Genomic DNA, 25233 nt, shown 5'->3' with positions numbered 1-25233 from the left:
TTGTAGAATATAGTGTATGAAATAGGGAAATAGATACACTATTTTTTCGGGGATATAGGTGACATATACTAAAAAGAGCCTTCTAGTAATCTAGAAGGCTCTAAAATATAACTTAAGGTGCTTTCGTATAACCTAAGAAGTGCTTACTCCAATAAGAATTGCTTAATGAAGCGATTGCGACACCTTTATCTCCAGATTGGATAAATGATCCGCCGCCAAGGTAAATACCCATATGAGAAGGACCTGCTTTATAAGTGTCTTTGAAATAAATTAAGTCACCTGGTTGTGGACTTGAAGTTTGTGGTAAGCTGCTCCAATATCCTGCAACACTTTGACGACTAATGTTATGACCAAATTTCTTAAATACGTGGTAGATGTAACCACTGCAGTCAACACCAGTAGCAGAAGTACCGCCCCAAACGTATGGTACACCTTGCATTGATTTTGCATATGCAAGTATGGAAGAACTATCACCACTATTATTGCCTGTATTATTGTTGTTATTGTTTTGATTGTTATTTTGGTTGTTGTTAGGCTTATTATCTACTGCGCCCCCAACCGGTGTTTTAGAAAGGTAACGTGTTCCGATGTAACCAGTTTGACCGTTGTAGTTAATTTTGCTCCATCCAGAGTTTTCAGAGATTACTTGAACCTTCTGTCCTTGTGGAAGTGCCCCTATGATTCTATAATTTGTACCTTCGCCGCTACGTACGTTTAGTGCAGAAGCATTAATGTAGTAGTCACCAATTGCACCATGATTCGGTTGTTCAGGCTGTTTCGGTTGTTCAGGAGTAGCAGTGCCACCTTTAACGAATTTTACAAATTCGCTACTAACGAAGCCTGTTTTCCCTTGATAGTTTACTTTAAACCAACCGTTTTCAGATCCAACTACGTTTAATGTAGTACCATTTAACACGCCACCAATTACACTATGGTAAGCAGCAGGGCCTGTACGAACGCGTAGAGATGTTGCGTTAACAACGTAAGTACCACCAGTTTGAACAGTTACATTATTGTTTTGTTCTTGATTGTTATCTTGATTGTTACCTTGTGTAACGTTGTCGCTAGAACCGCCTTTTGTTACGTAGTCTTTGCTTACGTATGCAGTTTGTCCAGCGTAATTGATTTTGAACCAATCTTGAACTTCGCCAACTACTTGTACAACTTGTCCTTTTGTAACAGAAGCTACAGTTGTGTGAGAAGTGCTAGGACCTGTACGAACACGAAGGGAAGATACATTTACTGTATAGTTTCCGCTTGCTGGTTTTACAGATTCTTGGTTGTTATTATTCGTATTGTTGTTTGAAGAACCTGCATTAGAAGAAACACCAGATACGAATTCGCCACTTACATAGCCAACTTGTCCATTATGGTTGATTTTCACCCAACCATTTTCTTGACCAATTACGTTTAATGTTTGTCCTGCATATACACGTCCTGAAACAGAACTAGAAGTGTTCGGAGCAGTACGTACACGTAATACATCAGCAGTAACTTTATTGTTTCCACCTGTTGTACTTACATTGGAATTGCTTGCTCCATTTTTTGATACAAATTCGCCACTAACAAATCCTGTTTTCCCATTAATGTTAATTTTGAACCAACCATTTTCTTCGCCAATCACATTTAATGATTGACCGTTATAAACACGCGAGATGATATCGTGAGAAGTACTTGATCCTGCACGAACATGTAATACGCTAGTGTTTACCGTATAAGATGAGCTGTTTGATGCAGAAGCTTGGACAGTTGTAGCAGCTTTTTGTGTATTTTGTTCAGGGGCAGCTTGAACACTATCAAGTGTAGGTGCTGCTCCTCCTGCTACAGACACTGCCGCAAGACCGGCAAGGTATTTTTTCATAATTTGTCGATTCCTTTCTGTCTGTAATGTAGTGAAGAAATATTTACCAACTGTTAAAAATTCTAAAGAGCATGTCGATTACTGTCAAGACTTATGCGGTAATCTGAATATGACAAAAAGATTACAAAAAAAAATCAAGGCATAAATCTATACCTTGATTTCCATTTAAATATATATATTGAATGTAGAAAGGTTAGAAATTATACGTGTTTAAGAAGATGACATATTGGATTGTAACAAGCTTTGAGAAAATGATCTTTGCAGAATTTTTGTGATAGGGCCAACTTGACCATCTTGAATTGCAGTTCCATCAAGGTGAGTCATCGGCAAAATTTCAATCGTCGTTCCTGTAAAGAAGCATTCATCTGCTTGATAAACATCACGAATGCTGAAAAGTTCTTCTTGTACCGGAATGCGAAGGGTTTTCGCTAAAGAAAGGACATATTGACGAATGATTCCATTTAAAATAAGGTGATTGGCTGGATGTGTATAGAGAGTTCCGTTTTTTATGAGAAAGAAATTAGAACAGCTGCCCTCAGTTACGGTACCATTTCGTACGAAAAGGGCCTCTTTACAACCTTTGCGTTCAGCTTTCGTAGCAGCTAATACATTTGGTAATAAATTTAATGATTTGATATCACAGCGTAGCCAGCGTGTATCTGGTTCTGATATAGCACGTACACCATATTCAATCCATAACGCTGGTCTTTCTTTCTTTGTAATATAGGCATAGATTGTCGGAGGGACGTCATATGAGAATGTATGGGTACGAGCTTGTACACCACGAGATACTTGTAAATAAATCGTTCCATCCTCGTGGAAATTATTATTTTCGATTAGTTTATAGAGTAGGATAATCAGTTCTGCTTTTGAGAAAGGGAGTGTTAATTCTATTTCTTCCATGGAGCGATATAATCTTGTGATATGCGGATCTAATAAGTGAAAGTTCCCTTTATATAAGCGAATAACTTCGTAGACACCATCTCCAAACTGCAAGCCTCTTTCTTCAAAATCTATGTACGCGTGATGTTTTGTTGTATCAATAACTGCATCATTCCAGAGTACAAATTTTTCGTATGCCAATTTTCGTCCCATCCTTTCGTAAGTGCATAAGTAAAATGAAGCTTTAATTCGTTTGGTCTGTGTACAAATAGCGGAATAAAGTCCTTATAGTAATTTTTATGTGAGTAATTCTTTACATATGACGTATATGTATTTGTAAATGGTAGAGAAGTAGTAATGATTTACCCCGCTATTTGTGGGCAGTAAAACTCCTGTTAAAAATTCGGCTGGAGCAAAGAAGTGAAGTGGGCGAATAACGGCCCGTAAATGCCCGATTGGTGAGGGCTGATTAAAGTTTCACTTTTACAGCATTTTGTATATACAAATTCGAAAATGAGAAATAAGAATCCTGCTTTTGAATAAAAAAAAGCAACATTCTTATGGAATGCTGCACAAGGAGGGTAGCTATCTTTCATAGGGACATCGTCTTATTGAATGTTTTGTGTATGGAAACAAAACACATTGAAAGACAATTATAAGAAAGTAGAAATAAACGATTCAAATATTTCTTTAAGGGATCTTATTACAGATGAGAGATAAGAAATATAGAGAACCTCGTTTACATATTTTATTATAGAGATGCTTCATTAATTCTATGTGAATATTTGGTAAAGGTTATGTAATGTTAAAGTTAATGAATATAAGTGATTGTATGGAGAAATATAAAAAAAGAGGCTGAGATTACTCAGCGCTCTTCTTTTCTTCTTTTATAGCCGTCTTTACTTCACCAGTTTTGGTCTTGTTACTTTCAGAGAAGCGAAGTAAGTCACCTTCAATGATTTTGTCAGACATGTTCAATTCATTTTGGGCACGATCAATGAGTGGTTGAGATTCTTCTTTTGGTAATTGTACAACTTCGCCAGTATTACGGTCGTAGAATGTACTGTTCGTGTACATGTACTTATCTGTAACGAAGCTACCGTCACGAAGAACAACGAATCCTTTATTGTCTGGTGAGAATACATCATGACCGAATTGAACTTGATTCGTAGAATCTACACCAAGTAAGTTTAGAATTGTTGGTTTAATGTCAATTTCACCAGTTGGTTTTGAAATTGTTTTACCTTCTTTTTGACCTGGAACGTGAATAAACATCGGTGTTTTTTGTAAGTTCATATGGTCAAATGTAGTGATTTCTTCTTTTCCTAAGAACTGTGCCATTGCACGGTTATGGTTTTCAGAAATACCGTAGTGATCACCGTAGAATACGATAACTGAGTTGTCGTAAATACCTTCTGCTTTTAGACGCTCAATAAAGTGTTTCATTGCTTCGTCTAAATAGCGAGCAGTTACCATGTAACGGTCAAATACGCCATCACCAGAATTGTATTCATCGATTAATTTCGTACTGTCATCATAAGTGAATGGGTAATGGTTTGTTAAAGTAAGGAAGCGAGTATAGAACGGTTGCTTCACTTCTTTTAACATATCGATAGATTGATCGAAGTATTCGATATCTTTTAATCCCCAATTTAATTTCGTTTCTGGCGTAATCTTGTAGTCAAGCTCGTTGTAATAACGATCATAACCAAGTGCCGGATACATAATGTTACGGTTCCAGAATGTTGCGTTGTTCGCGTGGAATACTGATGTGTGGTATCCTTGCTCACGTAAAATTTCTGGAGTTGCTGTATATTCGTTATTACCGTGTGTGAAGAATACAGCACCACGGTCTAGTGGATACATTGAAGTATCTACTAAGAATTCAGCATCAGATGTTTTTCCTTGCCCAGTTTGATGGAAGAAGTTATCAAAGTAATAACTTTCTTTCGTAAATTGGTTTAAGAATGGTGTAACTTCTTGTCCGTTAACTGTTGCACCAATTAAGAATGTTTGTAATGACTCAAGAGAGACAACAATTACGTTTTTCCCTTTTGCAGTACCAAACATATTTGGATCTGGTTTGCTTTGCGTTGTTTTTACGTAGTTTTCTGTTTCCTGTAATTTACTACCGTCAGCAAAAGCTTTTTGTGAACTTGATTTTGCTTGTAAGCCAAGATCATATACTTGGTGTACATATAAACCTAAGTTTTTAACAAGCATAACGCGGTCGAATGAGCGTGTTAATAGTTCAGGACGCTCAGCTTCTGCAAGTCCTAAGTTTGCGAAGAAAATAGCAACTGTTGACACGAAGTATAGGGAACGCATTGGGCGTGCTACACGCTCTGTCGGTGCAAAATTCTTCATCTTCTTCAATAAAATGAAGAATACAATAATATCAGCAAATGCAAGGATAATTTTGTAGTTAAACAATTCTTTCACACTAGAACCTAAACTTCCAAAGTTAGATGTTTGTCCTAGTACTGGTAAAGTAACGAAGTCATTGTAGAATCCGTAGAACATTACGTTACCAACAAGAACGATTGTTAAAACAAAATTAATTCCAAGTGCTATATAGTTACGTTTTTTCCCTTTTGCAAATAATGCAAGACCAACAAGCAGTAATGATGCTGCTAATGGGCTAAGGAATAAAATGAATTCTTGCATGAAAGATTCAAGTTTTAAATCAAAGCTTGTGCGTGTAATAAGGTACGTCTTTAGCCATAAAGCTAAAGCTACGAATACAGTGAAACGCACATTTTGAAATTGTGATTTCAAGGTTTCTTTCATTCATTTCCACCCTTTCTCTATCAGGCTTGGTCGATTTTGGAGCGAAAAATGCTAAAATAAAAAATACATAGTTTTCTTGGCCATAATTAGAGGTTCTATATTCACCCATATACGACTATAACTATGCATACCCTTTTGGTTTCTTGTGTTGCTCATAAGCATAACGTCATTTCTGTATTATACAACAAAATTCATTTCTGAGAAACACTATAACATTTTACATTTTTTGTATAAGATTTGTCACTACCAGAGAAAACTTTAACATTCGTTTTTATGTCCGTCAACTAGAAAATATAACAAAGGTAGAGCAGAATGTTAAGTGAAAGTGAAAATTTTCTTTGTTGAGAAATAAGAAATGACAATGGGTAAGCGGCTATCTAGAAACCTATTATATGATGAGAAATATGTAAAAATTAACGAACACTTGTTCTTTTTTCGTTTGTTTGTTACAATGAAAGTTCATTGATAGATTATGTGTAATTTTGATGAACTTTTACTGATAACATATTGTAGCTTATTTCTTTTAAAAAATAGGGAGGCTTTTACATGGAACAAAAATTTTCAGTTGAAGCGTTTTGGAAGAAAGCAAAACATGTTGCAAAGCAAGCAGGACAGTCGGTTATTTATGCAAGTTTATTATTGTTTTACGTTTTGCAAAGACCTGATGTTCCAAAGCGAGTGAAAATTATTGTGATTGGAGCACTTGCTTATTTTATTGCACCAATTGATGCCATCCCAGATTTTATTGCTGGAGTTGGTTATACAGATGATTTAGGGGCGTTAATGGCTGCTCTATTACAAACGTCGTTATACGTCAATGAAGAGGTGAAAGATAAGGCACGAGTGAAGTTGGCAGAATGGTTTGGTTCGGATATAGACACATCCTTTATCGATCAGAAATTAGATCAATAGGTGAGAACTGTCATATGGTGACAGGGCGAACGTAAGCGAGGAAGTGCATTATGCCATCAGGAAGAACGCATACGAAAATAAACTTAATATCCCTTCCGGTTGTTTTGTTTATGCTCTTTTCGTATGGATTAACAAACTTGGATTTTTTATTAACTTTTGCAATTGGCTTTTTAGTAGGTACTTCATTTTTAACGCCGGATTTAGATACATATAGTAATGCGTATAATAAATGGGGATTCCTACGTATATTTTGGTATCCGTATAAGAAGGTCATGCCGCATCGCTCCTTCTTTACACATACAATTATACTTGGTGATGTGATTCGTATTGCATACATGTTAATTGTGTTTTCTCCGTTTTTATTCCTATTAAATGTAATCGCGCTTGATGGGAATTTAATAGAAATTGCGAAGGAACATGAGGTTGAAATTGTAACGTTCTTAATGGGAATTGTTGTGGCAAGCACGCTTCACATTATAGCGGATAAAGTGAATACGCGCCGCAAAAAAATGATGAGAAAAAAGAAGAAACGCAGAAGATAAAAAAACCGTCCCAAAAGGTATTTTGGGACGGTTTTTTTCTTATTAAAAGATTGTCGTATCGCCGATAAAATTTCATTTATTATGATGCGTGCTGTTTTAATCAAACGTTTGTTTAAACTTAAGCTTTCAGCACTTTAATACCTTTTACGATGTTCCAAATGAAGTAGTATAAGCTAATAATGCCGCAAATACATAAGACAATTATTGCTCCAATTCCAAGTGTTACGTCTGGTTGATCCGATCCGATACCCATAATTCCTAAAATAGTTACGCCAATGAATGTAGCGATACTTGGAATAATGTGTGTCCATAGAGCACGTTTTGCATGTGGTTTTGTTTCAGCATCGCCTACAATCCACACAATAATAGGGAATAAGATAGGGGCAAATAATACACTAAAGTAAGATAAAGCTGCTAATATTTTGTTTCCGTTCATATATATCACCTCATAAATAATGTCCGTTGCTATACTATTATTATGCAATAGTTTTGGCAAGCTTACTATCGATGAACATTACAAGAACGTGACGATTTTGTAAGATTTTCTAGTGAAATAATAAAATTTTCAAAAAAATCTTTTTAAATGAAAATTGTTGTGATAGAATTAATGAAAACGTTTTCTTGAACGTTTTTTTATTTTAGGTTTAAAGGTATGATGACCTGATAGTCTATTGATGAGGTTATTCTATTTAAAAGGGGATTCTTTAGGGGGAGAGAACAATGAACACATGGACACAAGTTTATAATCCGTTCGGAAACATTTGGATTTCGGCAGCGGTCGCACTTATTCCGATTATCTTTTTTTTCTTAGCTTTAGCAGTTTTCCGCATGAAGGGGTATGTGGCAGGATTTATTACAGTTGTACTTACAATTTTAGTGGCGTTATTCGCTTATAAGATGCCGTTCACGATGGCGATGGCAGCGACGGGATATGGTTTCTTATACGGACTATGGCCAATTGCTTGGATTATCATTATGTCGGTATTTTTATATAAAATATCTGTGAAAACAGGTCAATTCGATGTGATTCGTGCATCTGTATTATCAATTACAAATGACCATCGTTTACTCGTTATTTTAATCGGTTTTTCATTTGGAGCATTTTTGGAAGGGGCAGCAGGATTTGGTGCACCAGTAGCGATTACCGCAGCGCTTCTTGCAGGTCTTGGGTTAAATCCTTTATATGCAGCGGGTCTTTGTTTAATCGCAAATACGGCACCAGTAGCGTTCGGAGCGATGGGAATTCCGATTACAGTTGCTGGACAAGTAACAGGTATTGATCCACATAAAATTGGACAAATGGCTGGACATCAATTACCGTTTCTATCATTATTTGTTCCGTTCTTTATCGTATTTTTAATGGATGGATTTAAAGGAGTAAGACAAACATGGCCAGCTCTATTTGTAGCCGGTAGCTCATTTGCAATTACGCAATTCATTACAGCGACGTTCTTAGGGCCAGAACTTCCGGATATTACGTCAGCACTTGTAAGTTTAGTGAGTTTATCGCTATTCTTAAAAGTTTGGCAGCCGAAAGAAATCTATCAGTCTAAAGAAGCAAATAGTGAAGTAGCAGCAACGGCGATATCTATGCCGAAACTAACGGTAGGAAAAGTAGTAAAAGCATGGTCTCCATTCATTATTTTAACTGTGATGGTAGTCATTTGGAGCCAAAGTTTCTTTAAAGCGTTATTTGCTTCAGGTGGTGCTTTGGAAAGCCTTGTGTTTAAGTTTGAAGTTCCAGGCTTACACAATTTAGTAATGAAAGCAGAGCCAATTGTAAATAAACCGACGCCTTATGAAGCAATCTTGAAATTAGATATTTTATCAGCGACGGGAACAGCCATTTTAATTGCTTGTATCATTTCTATCTTTATTTTGAAAATGAATGCAAAAGATGCAGTAGTAACATTTAAAGAAACGTTACATGAGCTTAAGATGCCAATTCTGTCTATCGGATTCGTATTAGGATTCGCGTTTATCGCAAACTATTCTGGTCTATCTTCTACATTAGCATTAGCACTTGCAGGCACTGGAGGACTATTCCCGTTCTTCTCACCATTCCTAGGCTGGATCGGTGTATTTTTAACAGGATCCGATACGTCAGCAAATGCACTGTTCTCGAATTTACAAGCGATTACAGCGCAGCAAGTCGGTGTATCTGAAGTACTTCTCGTTGCAGCAAATACAACGGGCGGTGTAACAGGAAAAATGATTTCTCCGCAATCAATTGCGATTGCTTGTGCGGCAGTTGGACTTGCTGGAAAAGAATCAGATTTATTCCGCTTTACAGTGAAGCATAGTTTATTCTTCGTAATTATTGTTGGTATTATGACGTATGTACAGGCATATTATTTAACGTGGATGATTCCATAAACAACAAAAGAAATAAACTTTGCATTTTTCAGATTATCGTGTATGATGGGAAAGTATTGAAAATTAAATCAGTGATAAACTAGGGGTGCCTAACGTATGCGTAGGCTGAGAGAGAAGCGTGTGAACTTCTTAACCCTTTGGACCTGATCTGGCTCGTACCAGCGTAGGGAAGTTAACGGCTTACATAATGATGTCTTTATGAGCCAGGTCCTTATTTTTTTATGGACCTGGCTCTTTTTATTTTGGCATACGCTGGCCATATCTCGTCCTTGTCACGTACAGGGGGGCAACAAAGGTTATGAAACAGTCTGTTTCAGCTGAGCAAATTGAATTGAAATCGAGTTTACCAGGAAGTAAGAAAGTGTATGTGGATGGACCACGCGCGGGTATGAAAGTGCCGATGCGAGAGATTGAACAAAGCGAAACGAACGGTATTCCGAATTCGCCAATTCGTGTATATGATACGAGCGGTCCTTATACAGATCCTGCTTATAAAGTGGAACTGGAAAAGGGGCTGCAGGCGCCGCGCCACTCTTGGATCCTGGAGCGCGGAGATGTAGAAGCATACGAAGGGCGCGAAGTAAAACCAGAGGATGACGGTGTGAAAGTGGCTTTGAAACATACGCCTGTTTTCCCGCAAATGGATCGTCAGCCGCTTAGAGCAAAGCATGGTGCAAATGTTACGCAAATGCATTATGCACGTAATGGTATCATTACGTCTGAGATGGAATATGTTGCGATTCGTGAAGGAGTAGAGCCTGAGTTTGTTCGTAAGGAAATCGCGGAAGGTCGTGCCATTTTACCAGCGAATATTAACCATCCGGAAGCAGAACCGATGATTATCGGCCGTAACTTTCACGTGAAGGTCAATGCAAATATCGGAAACTCTGCTGTATCTTCTTCAATTGCAGAAGAAGTAGAGAAGATGACGTGGGCAACGCGTTGGGGTGCGGATACGATTATGGATTTATCTACAGGTAAAAATATTCATACGACGCGTGAGTGGATTATTCGTAACGCGCCTGTACCAGTTGGGACTGTACCGATCTATCAAGCGCTTGAAAAGGTAAACGGAATTGCAGAAGATTTAACGTGGGAAGTGTATCGTGATACGTTAATTGAGCAAGCTGAGCAAGGTGTTGATTACTTTACGATTCACGCGGGCGTATTACTTCGTTACATTCCGATTACTGCAAAGCGTACGACAGGTATCGTTTCACGTGGTGGTTCAATTATGGCACAGTGGTGTTTATTCCATCATAAAGAAAACTTCTTATACACTCATTTTGAAGAGATATGTGAAATTATGAAGCAGTACGACGTTTCGTTCTCTCTTGGAGATGGATTACGTCCAGGTTCGATTGCAGATGCAAATGACGAAGCACAGTTTTCTGAGCTTGAAACACTTGGTGAATTAACGAAGATTGCTTGGAAACATGATGTGCAAGTGATGATTGAAGGGCCTGGGCATGTACCGATGCATTTAATTAAAGAGAATATGGAGAAAGAGCTTGATATTTGTCAGGGCGCGCCGTTCTATACACTTGGGCCGTTAACGACAGATATTGCACCAGGTTATGACCATATTACATCGGCAATTGGAGCGGCGATGATTGGCTGGTTTGGAACGGCGATGCTTTGTTATGTAACGCCGAAAGAACATTTAGGTTTACCGAATAAAGATGATGTTCGCACGGGGGTTATTACGTACAAAATCGCTGCACATGCAGCTGATCTTGCGAAAGGGCACAAAACGGCTCATCAGCGTGATGATGCACTTTCAAAAGCTCGCTTTGAATTCCGTTGGCGCGATCAATTTAATTTATCTTTAGACCCTGAACGTGCGATGGAATATCACGATGAAACATTGCCAGCAGAAGGCGCGAAAACGGCTCATTTCTGTTCAATGTGTGGACCGAAGTTTTGTAGTATGAGAATTTCACATGATATTCGTGAATATGCAAAAGACAATGATTTAGAAACGACAGAAGCAATTGAAAAAGGGATGAAAGAGAAAGCGAAAGAATTTAAAGACACTGGTAGTCATTTATACCAATAATACGTTACACCTCTTTACTTGATTGATCACACTGTAGTACCTAACTTAAATATAGAAGAAGCCCCCTTTGCTAAGACGGTAGCAAAGGGGGCTTCTGTTGTTTATCCCGCTTTAATGGGCAGTAAGACCCCCAACTCAAAATTCAGCGAAAGCAAAGAAGTTAGGTGGGGGATCAACTGCCCATAAAAGTCCGATTGGTTCAACTAATAATCAGTGGGGGATGAAGAAAACCCCCACTGATTAAAGTTTCACTTTATAAGGCGAAGAAAAGGTGTACCCAGTAGTATAAGAGGAATAATGTGACGACTGTTGTGAGAGGAATAACGATAAGGGATACACTTAAATAGTCTTTCCATTTTACTTTAATTTTGTTTTGTTTCAGGATATACATCCAAATGAGGGAAGCTAACGTACCGATTGGTAATAATAGTGAACCGATGTCACTACCAATAATGTTTGCCAGGTAGATAGTTTTTAATGTGACTGGGTCTAGTCCCATTTCTGTTAATGTGATTGTACCAATCATAAGTGCAGGATGGTTATTGAAGACGTTAGAGAGGAGAGAAACGAGTCCTCCCATTGCAAAGCTAGCATAGAGTAGATGTTGACTTACAACTGGTTCAAGCCAATTTACAAGCACCGTTGTTAACCCTGCGTTGTGAAGCCCGTAAATAATTACATACATAGAGAATGCGAAAATTAAAATGTGCCACGGTGTCTTTTTTAAAATGTCGACAGGGTTTGTTCGTAAGTAGTACCATCTCCAGATGAGAAGAACGAGTGAACCGAGTACGGCAACAATTTCGATTGGGATGGATAAGAAGGATGCAACGAAAAGTAGACAGCGCATAAGGAAGACGAAACCTAATACTTTTAGCATGAATTTTGTCCGTTTTTGTTTCGTATCAACAGAATTTTTTCCTTTTAACGGATGGAAGTTTTTCGTGAAGAACATTTCTTCGATATCATATGAAGAAACAGGTAATTTCTCTGGTAGTTTTTTCTTTAAAACTGTGTACATAAGCCATGACATAAATAATAATCCTAATGTTGCAGGTACAAACATCATAGCAGTATGCATATAAAGAGTCATATTCACAATATTTAATGCGATTAAGTTTACGATATTACTTACACCAATGGGGGCACTAGAGGCAGTGGCGATTAAAGCACCACTTAATAAATAAGGGATTTGTTGATGAGGTTTTAATTTAAGGTTTCTCAGTAGTAAAATTAGGATTGGAGTTGTAATTAAAATACTACCGTCGTTATTAAATAAAAGAGTCATAAGAAAACATAATAATTGAATATACCAGTATAAACGGCGACCGGAGCCTTTTGCTAAGTTTGCAAGTTTTGCTGCGGACCAGTGGAAGAAGCCGAAGCTTTCTAATATAACCGCCATAACGATGGTCGCTAATATTGTTATGGAGGCACCGCCAATTTTACTGATAATGTCCATGACGTCTGGCTTTGATACAAGTCCAGTAATCAGGATAATGCCAGCACCAATTGCTGCTGGCCACGCCTCATTTAAGCCACGAGGCCGCCAAAAGACAACAATCATTGTTAAGAAGAATACAATAATAGTAATCCATATTTCAATGCTCATATTTTGCCTACCTTTCTATTTTCCCTTGAGCAAATGTAGCTTGTCTCAAGTTTGTATTGATAGTATATTCAGCAAAAAATAAGAAGAACTAGACATATAATGGAATAAAGCCAATATGTGTTTTTCAAGCTAAAGGACAAGTGTCACGAATAGTGAAATAACTATTGTGAGAGGAGTCTATAAATTGTTGGGGGCAGTAAGATAGTAAATGAAATTTTCATCAGTGATTTTTGAAATATATCAACTTATCGACAAAACATGAAAAAAGGAGTCCATCCCAAAATGCCTTTTGGAACAGACTCCCCCGAATATATTATTTTTCCTTCAAAAAAGTTCGATCCTTCAAGAATAAATTCCAGAAGAAAATAAATCCTGGTAGTAAAATTGCGATTCCAATTGCGTATAGGATAAGCAATGCATAGAATGTTTCTGGCGTTGTAAAACTTGTAAATACAGTTACATCAGGATAAATAATATAAGGTAAATGCGCGACACCGTAAGCGTAACTTGCAAATGCATATTGAGCGACGACTGCTAAAACGGCAATGCGAGGGTATCCTAGTGTGCCATACTTCTTGTTTGTCCACCAAAGAGAAGAGTATCCGATAACGAATAAAACGATAGAAACTGTAAACCATGGGAATTGCTTTATGAGTCCTTGCATAAGCCAGTGTGTTTCCGGATCCATTACAACGAGGGCGATAATTGCCGTAACGAGTGTTGCAGGACCGAGGATGATGGCGTTTCTTCTATAAACTCTATACGAATCTTCTGAACCTTGCTCTCTCGCAAAATCTGCGAGAAAGAGAGAGGAGAGAAATAGTTCCGAAGTTAGCCCAAAGAGCATATAGCAGTAGATAACTGGGCTAGAAAGAAGTTTTCCATACAGGAGTACTTCTTTTCCTTCAGTCATTGTAATATAAGCCCCCTCTGTAACGGGTAACACGGTAATTAATAAGGCTGGAATTAAGAGCCCAGTAATACCTGAAATAACCCGAAGGAGGAATTGATACTTTGGCAGAGAGTAAGCAAATACCATGAATGTACTGCGAATTGCAATGAGTATTAAAATTAACATAACTGGCACGAACATCACTGTCGCAAGGGTGAAAGCAGCTTTCGGAAAGAAACCGAGAAAAGCGACAACGACAAAGACGAGAAATGTATTTGTTACTTCCCAAGTGGGTGATAAGTATCGATTGGCAAGCTTGGCAGCAAGCGTTGGATGTTTTGCGTATACCATGCCCCAAAAACCTGCTCCAAAATCAATGGACCCTAATATACTATATACGAAAATAAGAGCCCATAAGATGATGATTGCAATACTTTCCTCATGCACGAGAATCGCCTCCTTCGTGATGTAAATCATTTGTAAGCGGATGTTTCTTAAAGAATGTCCGTAGTACAAAAACTGTTAAAATGCCGAGTCCAATATATAAAATGATGAATAGAATAAATAAAGGACCGACAAAATCAGCGCGTGTAGAAGCGTCGACTGTCCGTTGCATACCATAAATGGTCCACGGTTGACGACCACTACAGCTGAAAATCCATCCGAATTCAATACCGAGCATCATAATTGGTCCACATGCGGCAGCTCCCCAAAGAAGCCACTTCGGTAATTCTGCACCTTTTTTTCGGTAAACAAAGTACCAATATAAGAGGGCGATTGCTGCAACTGCAAAAGTAAAGGCAGCAGTGCCGACCATTAAGTTGAATAGTGTATGTGTGTAAAATGGTGGCCATGTTTCTTGTGGGAATTCCTTTAGTCCTTTTACGACGGTGCTAGGGTCGAGTCCCACTAATAGGCTAAGCATGTTCGGAATTTCTAGTGCATAGTTTAGTTCAAGTGTGTTAGGATCTACAACTCCGCCAATTGATAACGGTGCATGTGATGTCGTTTCAAATAAAGCTTCAGCAGATGCAAGTTTTTCAGGGGAATGCTTATGTAAGGCAATCGCCGATTCGTGTCCCGAAAGCCACATCGTAGCACCTGTAATAAATGTCACGACGAGTCCTAACAGTAGTCCTTTTTTATGATACGCTACTTCACGTTCACTTAAATTCTTCTTTAATAATTTAAATCCAGCGATAGAGGCAATGACGGCAGCTCCAGTTGCGTAGGCTGTAATCACAACATGGAATGCGCTTGTGCCAAAACTCGGATTAAAGAAAGCTTTCCATGGATCAACGTTAAAAACTGATCCATCTGGTCCCATTGAAAAGCCTGCGGGTGTATTCATCCATGTATTTGCTGATGTAATAAGCACGGCAGATGCCGTGGCACCAATCATGACGAAGAATAGCGAGATTAATCTCATGAATGGAGGTAGTTTGTCAGCTGCATATACATAAATAGACATGAACAAAGCCTCTAAAAAGAAGGCGAAAATCTCAATTTGAAAGGGAACAGAAATAACCTGTCCAACAATTTTGGCAAAACCAGGCCAAAGAAGTGAGATTTGCACACCAACAATTGTTCCAGTTGGAATTGCTACACCGAGAAGGATGGCAAAAGCCTTCGTCCATCTTTTCGCCATAATGGCGTAATCGGAATCTTTCTTCCAGTGATAGAGTATTTCACTTATAAAAATCATTAATGAAAGTCCGACACCAAGTGTTGCAAAGATAATGTGGAATGCTAATGAAGAACCAAAAAATGCTCTTGCTAATGTTACCGTATCCATATGTAAACTCCTCTTCTTTTTGCCATTATTTTCTGATTGAATTGGAAGATTTATTCAAAAAAACTACCAAAAATATATATGTATTTAAAAAGTGGGTATGGTAATATAATGTTTGAATATTCTAAATAGAAAGAAGTTAATTTTTAATAATATTTTGTTTGTTTTTTAGTGAGGAATATTTTATAATCTTTTATGCGAACATAAGTTCTGTTTTTCGAGGTGAAGAAGTTTATGTGAAATGGAGAGGATGTTTTATGTATCCTGAAGTCATTAAAAAGATGGCATTTTCAAAAGAGCATAGAGATTTATTATTGAAGCTGTATAATAAAGAGATTACGCGTCGTGAATATGATCGACTTGTGGCATCGCTATATAGACCTTCTAAAGAGGCTTGTGAGGGATAGAGGCACGGGAGACAATCTAATAGATTGTCTTTTTTAATTTTACGTATGTTCTGGTAAAATTAAGGCTAGCCTTATTAGGGAGGTGAAAAGATTGCGGAAACGTTTATATATAGGGATTGGAGTTATTCTCTTAATCGCTTTAGGTGGCATTGTATTTTGGTCAGCTATACAAGGAAACCGTACAGAACATTTTATTTTAAGACATATGGTGAATGAAAATGGGACGCTTGCCACATATCGTTTAGCGGATACAAAGGCAGGTACGGGTGAAGCGAAAGGCCGTGAAGCTTTATCGGAATCAGCAGGACTATGGCTACAATATACATTGGATAAAGACGATCAAGCGTTATTCGATGAACAAGTTAAGGTTATTCAAAATAGCTTTGTACATAAGGATCATATTGTTATATGGAAAATCTCTGAAAAGGGAGAAATGCAGTCAGCTACAAATGCACTTATAGATGATCTTCGTATTATAGAACAATTATATCGTGCTTATGATATGTACAAGGAAGAGCGTTATAAAAATTTGGCAGATCAATTGAGTGACGCTGTAATTCGTTATAATAGGAAAGATAATTATTACGTTGATTATTATGATGCAGATGCAGGTAAACAAAATAATTTTGCAACTACATCATACATAAATCCACACGCATTCTCGTATATGAAAAAGTACGGCAAAGTTTCTGCTCAGCAATATCAGGAAGTCGTTCAATTTTTAGCGGATTATCCAAGGCATGGCTGGGCATTCCCAAAAGAGTATAAAGAAGATGGTACATTTACGTACGATAAAGAAGTAAATCTTATTGACCAATCATACGTTGCATATCATCGAAGTTTAGGTGGCCTTTCATCAGATGCTTATTTGGAATTTATCAAGAAGAAGTTCCAGAAGGATGGAAAGCTATACGGTCGTTACAATTTAGAAACGGGAAAACAAACTGTGAATTATGAATCGCCAGCCGCATACGGACTAACGATCTTGTACGTACTACAAACAGGTGATACAAAGTTTGCAAAGGAATTATATGATCATATGGCCACATTCCGAAATGACAATATATTTAGTAGATATTACGGTGGATATGTAACAGGTGAAAATAATAATACGCATATTTTCGATAACGTATTGCCGCTTTTAGCGGAAATGGAATTGGAGAAGAGTAAGAAATAAAAGGTGTCACCCTTTGGGGGTGGCACCTTTTATTTCTTACTAAGTCAATATAATTTTACGTTCTAATATTGGAGAAGTAGTCAATTACGAATTTACGGAATTGTTGAGCGGTTTTTGATAAGTAGCGTTTCTTCGACCAACTTAATCCGATAGTTCTCTCGCAATGCGGTTCAATAATACGTAACTTATTTAATGCTAAAGTAGAGTTTTTTAATAAAGTTAAACTTGGGACAAAGGCGATGCCGAGACCTTGCTTAATAAGGTCGCTAATCACGGTCGGTTCATCTACTTCAAAAGCAATATGTGGAGTGAAGCCAGCTTCTTTACAAAATTCATCCGTTAAGTGCCGAAATCCGTAACCAGTGTTCATACTAATAAATGGTTCGTCTTTTACTTCATGCAGATGGATACTTTCGCGTCCTGATAAACGATGACCTGAAGGGACAACTAAGAAAATTTCTTCTGTAATAAGTGGTTCCCACATAATTTCCTCGGCTTCAATTGGAACAGAAGAAATGCAAAAGTCAATTTCTATATTATCTAGTTGTCGCTTCATAGAAGGAGTAGATGCGAGAAATTGTTGGAATCGAACGTTAGGATGTTCTAGTAAAAAAGAACCGAGTAGTTCTGGTAATATTCTCGGAATAGAAACGGCCAGTGTAATAGAGCATTGTTGTAATTCAGCTAAATCTTTAATTTCTCGTTCGCCTTCACTTAATTCATGAAAAATGCGCTCTACTCGTTTTAAAAATACTTTCCCAAAAGAGTTTAATGTAATCTGTCGACCTTGGCGATCAAATAGCGGGACGCCTAAGTCCTTTTCTAATCTAGCGATTGTTTTGCTAAGTGAAGGTTGTGCGATATGCAGTTCTTCAGCGGCTTTTGTCATATGTTCTAATCGTGCGACTGTCTGAAAGTATTTTAATTGAAGAAGTTCCATTTTGACTCTCCTTTCTATAGACCAAAAGGAATGAATTGATAATTAAAGATGTATTATACAGTATGAAAATGGGCGTGTATAGTAAATCTGTTAAACCATTCTAATGGTGTTAAATTAGGAGAAGGAGTATGTTTCATGAAGGGAATTCAACTTATATTTAAAGATTGGAAAGCGATGTGGCATCATAAACATGGACGTATCGCTTTAATTTTTTTATTAATCGTTCCTTTAATTTATTCAGGATTCTTTTTAGCTGGATATTGGGATCCATACGGACGATTAGATAAATTACCTGTTGCAATTGTAAATTTAGATAAAGGTGCTGCGATGGATGAAAAAACAATTCATGCAGGAGACGATTTTGTCAAAAATTTAAAAGAGAATAAGGAACTAGCTTTTCATTTCGTGTCAGAAAAAAATGCTGATGAAGGGTTAAAAGAAGATAAGTATTATATGGTCGTTACGATTCCAGAGGATTTCTCTAAGAAGGTAAGTACACTTATGGATGAGAAACCAGAGCCAGCGCAGCTTCAGTACAAAGTAAATCCGGGTAAAAACTTTGTAGCAGCTCAAATTGGAACGACAGCTGTTGAAAATATGAAAACAAAAATTTCAAATAGTATTACGAAATCTTATACAGAAGGTGTCTTTTCAAAGTTTCAAGATTTGGCACAAGGATTGAGTGATGCAAGTAATGGTGCTGAGAAGCTGCATGAAGGAACGACAGATGCAAAAAATGGGGCGAATCAGCTTGCAAATGGTATTCATCGTTTAAGTGACGGGGCATCAAAAGTGAAAGAGGGAAGTGAAAAACTTGCTTCTAGCCAATCTGCCTTAAGTGGCGGCGCAAATGAGCTGAGTGAAGGGGCAACCTCACTTCATAGTGGTATGGCGTTATTAGCTCAAGGTGAAAAAACTTTACAATCAGGGGTTAGTGAATTAAGTGCTGGTACAAATGAATGGGTGAACGGAAGTGAGAAACTTGCTGAAGGGCAAGTGAAAGCGGACAATGCAGCAAATAGTGTAAAACAACAATTAGAAGAGTACGTGAAAAGTCATCCGGAAGTGCAGCAAGATCCTGCTTTTCAAAAGATGATTGCTACTTCTAACGGATTAGCTAAAGCAGTAAACACTTTAAATAATAGCCAACAACAATTGACACAAGGAGCGAAGAAGCTCGCTGAAGGTCAGAATAAGATTGAAGAAGGTATGAATACATTCGGAGTTAAGTTAAGCGAAGCTACTGCTGGAACGAAAAAGATAGCAGATGGTGCAGCAAATGTAGCAGATGGATTTACGAAGTGGGGAAATGGATTTACATCCCTGCAAGAAGGTGTAAATCATCTTGCAAGTGGCGGAACAGAGCTGAATCACGGGGCTGATCAGTTAACGAACGGACTTGTTAAACTTGACGATGGTGCGAAAGAACTTTCTACAAAATTAGGAGAGGGCGCAGAGAAGATAGCGGATGTTCGCAATGATGATGCCCGTAATACGATGTTCTCAGAGCCGGTTCAGTTAGTGAAGTCGACAGTTTCTGATGTGCCTAACTACGGTTCAGGCATTGCACCATACTTTTTATCACTGGCATTTTATGTTGGTGGAATTATGGCATCGAATATTTTACCGCTTGGCCGTAGACAAAATATGAAGGTAAGCGGAACAGTACATTTTATTAATAAACTAGGATTGGTATATTTAATTGGACTTATTCAAGCATTACTTGTGGATGTGGCTGTGCTAGGAGTTATGAAATTAGAAGTTGCAAGTGTGCCACTCTTTGTTTTATCAAGTATCGTTATTTCCTTTACGTTCATGACATTTATTCTTATGTTAGTAACGGTATTTGGTCTCGTTGGAAAGTTCTTAGCAGTAACACTTCTCGTCCTGCAATTAGCGACGAGCGGAGGGACTTTCCCAGGAGAATTAAATATAGCTGTTCTTAGCAAAATTGGACAGTTTCTCCCAATGTCCCATTCTCTTAGAGGATTACAAGATGTTATCTCTTTAGGAGATTGGTTACAATTACAAATGCAAATTTTAATATTGTTATGCTATCTCGTTGTTGCTGGCGGAATTGCTTGGATCACGAGTCATATACAACATAGGGAAACGAATGCAGAACAAGTTTCTTAAAATGAAAGAAGCTATCCGTTTTTTTAGGATAGCTCCTTTTTTATTTACGTTCCATTACCGCAAAGTAATTATTTTCATTATCAGCAAAGTTGAATGCTCTACCTGTAGGTAAATCTACAACTTGTCCAACTATAACGTTTTTCTCAGAAAGATCTTTATACAGTTGATCTAAGTTATTAGAGAAGAACATAAGTGAAGGCGTATGTAAGTTTAATTCAGGTTGCATCTTCGCAATTAACGCTTTATCGTGAAGGACGATGCTTGTGCCTGCTTCCTTCGTTGGTGCAATTTCAATCCAGCGAAACCCTTGTCCGTTATTTTCTTCTGCAATCATTTGGAATCCTACTGTCTCAGTCCAAAATTGTACTGCTTCATCTTGATTATTTACATATAACATAATTTGTCCAATTTGATTAATCATAGGTGTGTGTCCTACTTTCTTTTCTTGTATGGAATTCTATTATATCAAAGATATGGTTTGAATACTTTTTCTTGATTTTTCCGAAGTACAATCTTAGCCCATTTCATATTTGTCGTAGGGGAAGGCCCTGTAATCCATGTGTGAAATGGTAGTGTACTGCAAATGACCATTGCTGAAATCGAGATTGTGGCCGTTATTGTAAATAATAATAGGCTATATAATATTGTGTTTTCTTGCAGTGTAAATAAAGAAAGAAATTTTGTACATAGTTGTAAGAAGAAAAAGTGAGCTAAATAAGCACCATATGTGTAATTCCCGATAAATCGTAAAGCTTTATACAAGAAACCGCGTCGCTGTACGATTGTAATAGACAGAACGTAAAGTATGATAATTTCGCATACAATATATAAAAACATAGACGGTTTTAAATAAGTCGAAACGGTTAAATGAATAGAGTTTGCTCCGTAAAAACTAAATAACTCATAATTGATGAATAGAAATAAGACGAAAAATAACATTGTTATAAGCGGGATATGTTTCATGACAAATAAACGCCAAGTTTTTAGTGCGACAGCAGCGATTCCTCCCATGACGAAATAGAATGAGTAGAAGAAGAAGGAACGATCTGTATAATGTAAAATGGTTGAGCTAGTCAATTTCTCTCCATTAAAAATGTAGTGAGAAGAATACCACATTAAGAGGAAATATAGAGAAGCAAAGATGGTCATATATTGATATATGTCTTTTTTATTTTCTATTCGTTTTTGAAACCAATAAAATAGTGTGCACAGCAAAGGGAACAATAAATGAATTTGGAACATCATAATCACGTACCAAAGATGGGGCGCGGCTGTTCCGAGTAATAAACTTTTTATTCCGCTTTGTAGTGTAATCATATCGTTTGTTGTTAATAAGTAAAGGATAGACCAGAAGAAATAAGGAATGAGTAAATGTGCGGCTTTTTCATAAATATATTCTGTGTAGGCTAGTTGCTTTGTATATTGCCGAATTAAGTGAAAGCCAACGATAAATATGAATGCAGGTGCTGAAAATTTTGCAAGGTTGAATAGCATGCCCATAATGAGGGATTGCTCAAGTAAGACATTTCCTTGATGCATTGTGTATAATAAGGAACTTTGCAAAACGACAGCAAGGAATGCAATGCTTTGCAAAATTTTAAATTCTGGTGCGCTTTGAGTCATTATGTCCATCTCCTTTTCCATACATGATTATAGTACGGAGAATGGATAATAGGTGTGGAATATTTGTGAAGATTATAACAAATTTGTGGCGGAATGGATTATTTCGATATATTTATCACAACAAAAAAGAGGATGCTCGTTTGGAGCATCCTCTTTCCATTTTATTAAGCAAATTTATTTTTGATCCAGTTTTTACCTTCTACAAGGCGAGCTGTCATTACGGCACAAGCGTTATCTGCTGTTACGTTTAACATCGTTGCAGGAGGATCAATGATTGTACTAATTGCTGCGATAATTGGCAATGCTTCTGGCGGGAAGCCGTATAGAGAAACGATTAACATTTCACCAATCATACCACCACCTGGAATGGCGCCCATTACTGTTCCTACTAATAGAGAAACAACAAGTGCAATTGCTAATGTTTTCGGTCCTTCGAATTCCATGTTGAAAATACCGAATAAGAAAGCAATTTTTAATACGCCACCTAAAACAGATCCGTCTTTATGAAGTGTAGATCCAAGAAGGACAACTGTTTCACGAACGTCAGAAGAGATACCCATTTTCTTCGTTGCTTCTAAGTTCGCTGGAATACTTGCGGCACTACTACAAGTTGCAAGAGATGTAACTGTAGGAGAGACCATGTTCTTCCAAAATAATTGTACACCTTGTTTGCGACCCGCAAGGTATGCATAGAACGTGAAGAATACAAAGAAGTAAATGAGAGACGCTGGATAGTATACCATTGCTGCTCGGAAATAAGTTCCAAGAAGTTGTGGTCCGAATTCACCAACTAATGCCGCGAAGTAAGCAGCAAGTCCGATTGGAGCGTAGTACATAATGAAAGATACAACTTTCATTGAAATTTCTGCACCAGCTTGTAAGAATGTAGCGAATGGTTTTCCTTTTTCACCAACTGCTGAAGTTGCAACCCCCATTAAAATAGAGAAGAAAATAAGAGCTAACATATTTTCACGAGATAGTAACTTCGAGAAATCAGATACTGTTATAATACCAACAATTTGATCCGCAACACTAACAGCTTTTTCAGCTTTATCGGGCTGCGTTAGTTCTAATACAACACCTTGTGCTGGCGGAAATACTTTCACGACAATAATCATAAAAATAGCAGCTAAAATACTTGTAAATAAGAAAGTTCCAGCCATACTAGACATAATTTTACCGAAACGTTTTAATCCATCCATATTAGCAATAGATGACGCGATGCTAAAGAACACTAAAGGTACAACAATCGTAAACATTAAGTTTAAGAAAATGTCACCAAGCGGCTTTAAAGCAACGGCATCGGCACCCATGAAATAACCAATGAAACCACCAATTAGGATAGAAGATAATAAAATAAGCGGAAAGCGATATGCCTTCATAAATATATCCTCCTATCAATTAAAAAAATCATACTGAATTATTATAGCGAGTTAGAGCCCTCTTTACTAGGAAAATACCGATAGATGGAATAGCGTGAAAAACGAGAAATTTTTGTTTTTGAGCTCGGCATACAGCAGGAAATCTAGACATATATATTTGTAACCTAGTGGTGGCAAAGGATGCACCGTAACTTAGGTTTGGAAAAAGGGGGGAGGGAAAAGGGATGAATATTTTACTTTGCTGTGCAGCGGGAATGTCTTCCAGTTTGATTGTTACTAAAATGGAGAAAGCAGCAGAGGCAAAAGGGATAGAGGTAAAGATTTGGGCAGTATCAGGTTCTGAAGTAAATAGTCACATAGATGAAGCTGACGTACTTTTACTTGGACCACAAGTACGTTATTTATTACCGAAAATGAAAGAGTTATGTAAGGAGAAGGGAGTACCTGTTGATGTCATTCAATCTGTCCATTACGGGCTTTGTAATGGAGAAGCTATCTTACAAGCAGCTTTGTCAATGAAACCATGAGGAGAGTGGGATAGATGATACGGTTTTTAGAGAAATATGTAATGCCAGTAGCGGGAAAGGTTGCAGAACAGAGGCATTTGCTAGCAATTCGTGATGGACTTGTATTGACGATGCCTTTCTTAATTATAGGATCATTTTTCCTCATCATTAGTGCTTTACCAATACCAGGTTATAATGATTTTATGGCAGGTTTGTTTGGGGAGAATTGGCAGAGGGCTTTGGGGTATCCAGTTAGTGCAACTTTTAATATAATGGCTTTAATAGCTGTTTTTGGAATCGCTTACAGACTTGGAGAATATTATAAAGTGGACGCTTTAGCATCCGGGGCATTGTCGCTTGTGACGTTTTTACTTGCGACGCCATTTCAAGTTGCATATATTATACCAAGTACAAAAGAGAGTGTACTTGTAGAAGGTGCTATCCCAGCTGCGTTAATGGGAAGCCAAGGGTTATTTGTAGCAATGATTATTGCACTTATATCTACTGAACTTTATCGGTTTATTGTACAAAAAAAGATAATTATAAAGATGCCAGAGACAGTTCCGCCAGCTGTGACACGTTCATTTGCCGCGCTTGTTCCAGGATTTATTGTTGTAACGGTTATTTGGATTTTACGCTTAATTATAGAAAATACTTCTTTTGGCAGTATCCATAATATTGTGGGGCAAATTTTACAGGAACCACTTAGTGTACTTGGTGCTAGTCTTTGGGGCGCAATAATAGCTGTTATTCTCGTTCATGTTCTTTGGTCATGTGGAATTCATGGAGCTACTATTGTTGGTGGTGTAATGAGTCCGGTTTGGTTGTCGTTAATGGATCAAAACCGAGTTGCTTACCAAGCAGGGCAAGATATACCAAATACGATTACTGCACAGTTTTTTGATTTATGGATTTATATGGGCGGATCTGGTGCGACACTTGCTTTAGTTATTGGAATGTTATTGTTTGCACGAAGTCAGCAATTAAAAAGTTTAGGTAGATTGTCAATTGCACCTGGTATATTTAACATTAATGAGATGGTAACTTTTGGTATGCCGATTGTCATGAACCCAATTTTACTAATTCCATTTATATTGGTTCCAGTTGTGTTAACAATTGTTTCTTACTTTGCAATGGAATGGGGATTAGTTGCTCGTCCGAGCGGGGCTGCTGTTCCTTGGACGACACCGATTCTGTTTAGCGGATATTTAGGATCGGGTGGGAAAATTTCAGGTGTTGTGTTACAACTTGTTAATTTTGCGCTTGCATTCTTCATTTATTTACCGTTCTTAAAAATATGGGATAAACAAAAAGTAGCGGAAGAAAAGGGGGAGTAAAGAAGTA

At 37.5% G+C, this 25233-nt stretch carries 20 protein-coding genes and 1 riboswitch; of the genes, 9 read left to right on the top strand and 11 right to left on the bottom strand.

Going from position 1 to position 25233, the window contains the following annotated elements:
* Positions 1–112: 112 nt before the first annotated feature.
* From ILS93_RS21955 to ILS93_RS21945, 3 genes are all read right to left on the bottom strand, one after another.
* Entirely contained in the window at positions 113–1861 is a 1749-nt protein-coding gene (locus tag ILS93_RS21955; protein ID WP_222661257.1) for a C40 family peptidase, read from the bottom strand.
* Positions 1862–2071: 210 nt separating this feature from the next.
* A complete protein-coding gene (locus ILS93_RS21950; protein WP_081257338.1) occupies positions 2072–2956 on the bottom strand; it encodes a D-amino-acid transaminase in 885 nt (294 codons plus the stop codon).
* Between the two features lie 648 nt (positions 2957–3604).
* Positions 3605–5533 (bottom strand): LTA synthase family protein, encoded by a 1929-nt coding sequence (locus ILS93_RS21945; RefSeq protein WP_064476167.1) that lies wholly within the window; start codon positions 5531–5533, stop codon positions 3605–3607.
* A 546-nt stretch (positions 5534–6079) separates the two neighbouring features.
* On the opposite strand from ILS93_RS21945, the gene ILS93_RS21940 reads away from it, so the two are divergent.
* Positions 6080–6445, top strand: coding sequence for a YkvA family protein (locus tag ILS93_RS21940; RefSeq protein ID WP_064476168.1), 366 nt, complete (start codon positions 6080–6082; stop codon positions 6443–6445).
* Between the two features lie 50 nt (positions 6446–6495).
* Positions 6496–6987 (top strand): metal-binding protein, encoded by a 492-nt coding sequence (locus tag ILS93_RS21935; RefSeq protein WP_064476169.1) that lies wholly within the window; start codon positions 6496–6498, stop codon positions 6985–6987.
* Between the two features lie 118 nt (positions 6988–7105).
* Here ILS93_RS21935 and ILS93_RS21930 read toward each other — a convergent pair whose 3' ends face one another.
* Positions 7106–7423 carry a magnetosome magnetite crystal formation protein family gene (locus ILS93_RS21930; protein WP_064476170.1) on the bottom strand — a complete coding sequence of 106 codons (318 nt, stop codon included), beginning with the start codon at positions 7421–7423 and terminating at the stop codon, positions 7106–7108.
* A 284-nt stretch (positions 7424–7707) separates the two neighbouring features.
* Here ILS93_RS21930 and lldP point away from each other — a divergent pair, with 284 nt between their 5' ends.
* The gene (gene lldP / locus ILS93_RS21925) at positions 7708–9363 is read left to right on the top strand and encodes an L-lactate permease (RefSeq protein WP_222661255.1); all 1656 of its coding nucleotides are present in this window, start codon (positions 7708–7710) and stop codon (positions 9361–9363) included.
* 71 nt (positions 9364–9434) lie between these two features.
* Positions 9435–9550: riboswitch (TPP riboswitch) on the top strand.
* 111 nt (positions 9551–9661) lie between these two features.
* Positions 9662–11422: a phosphomethylpyrimidine synthase ThiC gene (thiC, locus tag ILS93_RS21920; RefSeq protein ID WP_064476172.1), complete on the top strand. Its 1761-nt coding sequence runs from the start codon at positions 9662–9664 to the stop codon at positions 11420–11422.
* Between the two features lie 253 nt (positions 11423–11675).
* On the opposite strand, the gene ILS93_RS21915 is transcribed toward thiC, so the two are convergent.
* From ILS93_RS21915 to cydA, 3 genes are all read right to left on the bottom strand, one after another.
* Positions 11676–13034: an arsenic transporter gene (locus tag ILS93_RS21915; RefSeq protein ID WP_048560350.1), complete on the bottom strand. Its 1359-nt coding sequence runs from the start codon at positions 13032–13034 to the stop codon at positions 11676–11678.
* Positions 13035–13347: 313 nt separating this feature from the next.
* Positions 13348–14373, bottom strand: coding sequence for a cytochrome d ubiquinol oxidase subunit II (locus ILS93_RS21910; RefSeq protein ID WP_064476173.1), 1026 nt, complete (start codon positions 14371–14373; stop codon positions 13348–13350).
* Positions 14366–15721, bottom strand: coding sequence for a cytochrome ubiquinol oxidase subunit I (cydA, locus tag ILS93_RS21905; RefSeq protein WP_064476174.1), 1356 nt, complete (start codon positions 15719–15721; stop codon positions 14366–14368). Before cydA ends, ILS93_RS21910 begins: the two co-directional genes overlap by 8 nt.
* A 254-nt stretch (positions 15722–15975) precedes the next feature.
* On the opposite strand from cydA, the gene ILS93_RS21900 reads away from it, so the two are divergent.
* Entirely contained in the window at positions 15976–16125 is a 150-nt protein-coding gene (locus ILS93_RS21900; RefSeq protein ID WP_000283173.1) for a hypothetical protein, read from the top strand.
* Positions 16126–16216: 91 nt separating this feature from the next.
* Positions 16217–17302 carry a transcriptional regulator gene (locus ILS93_RS21895; RefSeq protein ID WP_142289377.1) on the top strand — a complete coding sequence of 362 codons (1086 nt, stop codon included), beginning with the start codon at positions 16217–16219 and terminating at the stop codon, positions 17300–17302.
* Between the two features lie 55 nt (positions 17303–17357).
* Here the strand turns inward: ILS93_RS21895 and ILS93_RS21890 are convergent, their stop codons facing one another.
* Positions 17358–18242 (bottom strand): LysR family transcriptional regulator, encoded by an 885-nt coding sequence (locus ILS93_RS21890; RefSeq protein ID WP_064476176.1) that lies wholly within the window; start codon positions 18240–18242, stop codon positions 17358–17360.
* A 135-nt stretch (positions 18243–18377) separates the two neighbouring features.
* Between ILS93_RS21890 and ILS93_RS21885 the strand changes: the two genes are divergently transcribed.
* Positions 18378–20378, top strand: coding sequence for a YhgE/Pip domain-containing protein (locus ILS93_RS21885; RefSeq protein ID WP_222661252.1), 2001 nt, complete (start codon positions 18378–18380; stop codon positions 20376–20378).
* 40 nt (positions 20379–20418) lie between these two features.
* On the opposite strand, the gene ILS93_RS21880 is transcribed toward ILS93_RS21885, so the two are convergent.
* From ILS93_RS21880 to ILS93_RS21870, 3 genes are all read right to left on the bottom strand, one after another.
* Complete coding sequence (locus tag ILS93_RS21880) at positions 20419–20799, bottom strand: VOC family protein (RefSeq protein ID WP_098103009.1); 381 nt, start codon at positions 20797–20799, stop codon at positions 20419–20421.
* A gap of 44 nt (positions 20800–20843) precedes the next feature.
* On the bottom strand, positions 20844–22001 hold the full coding sequence (locus tag ILS93_RS21875; protein ID WP_064476179.1) for an acyltransferase: 1158 nt from the start codon (positions 21999–22001) through the stop codon (positions 20844–20846).
* 164 nt (positions 22002–22165) lie between these two features.
* Positions 22166–23383 (bottom strand): dicarboxylate/amino acid:cation symporter, encoded by a 1218-nt coding sequence (locus ILS93_RS21870; protein WP_000649365.1) that lies wholly within the window; start codon positions 23381–23383, stop codon positions 22166–22168.
* Positions 23384–23607: 224 nt separating this feature from the next.
* Here ILS93_RS21870 and ILS93_RS21865 point away from each other — a divergent pair, with 224 nt between their 5' ends.
* Positions 23608–23910: a PTS sugar transporter subunit IIB gene (locus ILS93_RS21865; RefSeq protein ID WP_048563423.1), complete on the top strand. Its 303-nt coding sequence runs from the start codon at positions 23608–23610 to the stop codon at positions 23908–23910.
* Between the two features lie 14 nt (positions 23911–23924).
* The gene (celB, locus tag ILS93_RS21860; RefSeq protein WP_064476180.1) at positions 23925–25226 is read left to right on the top strand and encodes a PTS cellobiose transporter subunit IIC; all 1302 of its coding nucleotides are present in this window, start codon (positions 23925–23927) and stop codon (positions 25224–25226) included.
* Positions 25227–25233 lie beyond the last annotated feature (7 nt).

This window comes from Bacillus sp. 16GRE42 (assembly GCF_019837435.1).
Lineage (GTDB): Bacteria > Bacillota > Bacilli > Bacillales > Bacillaceae_G > Bacillus_A > Bacillus_A wiedmannii.
Note: the sequence above shows the minus strand (reverse complement) of the source record. Positions and strands in the feature narration are given on the sequence as shown.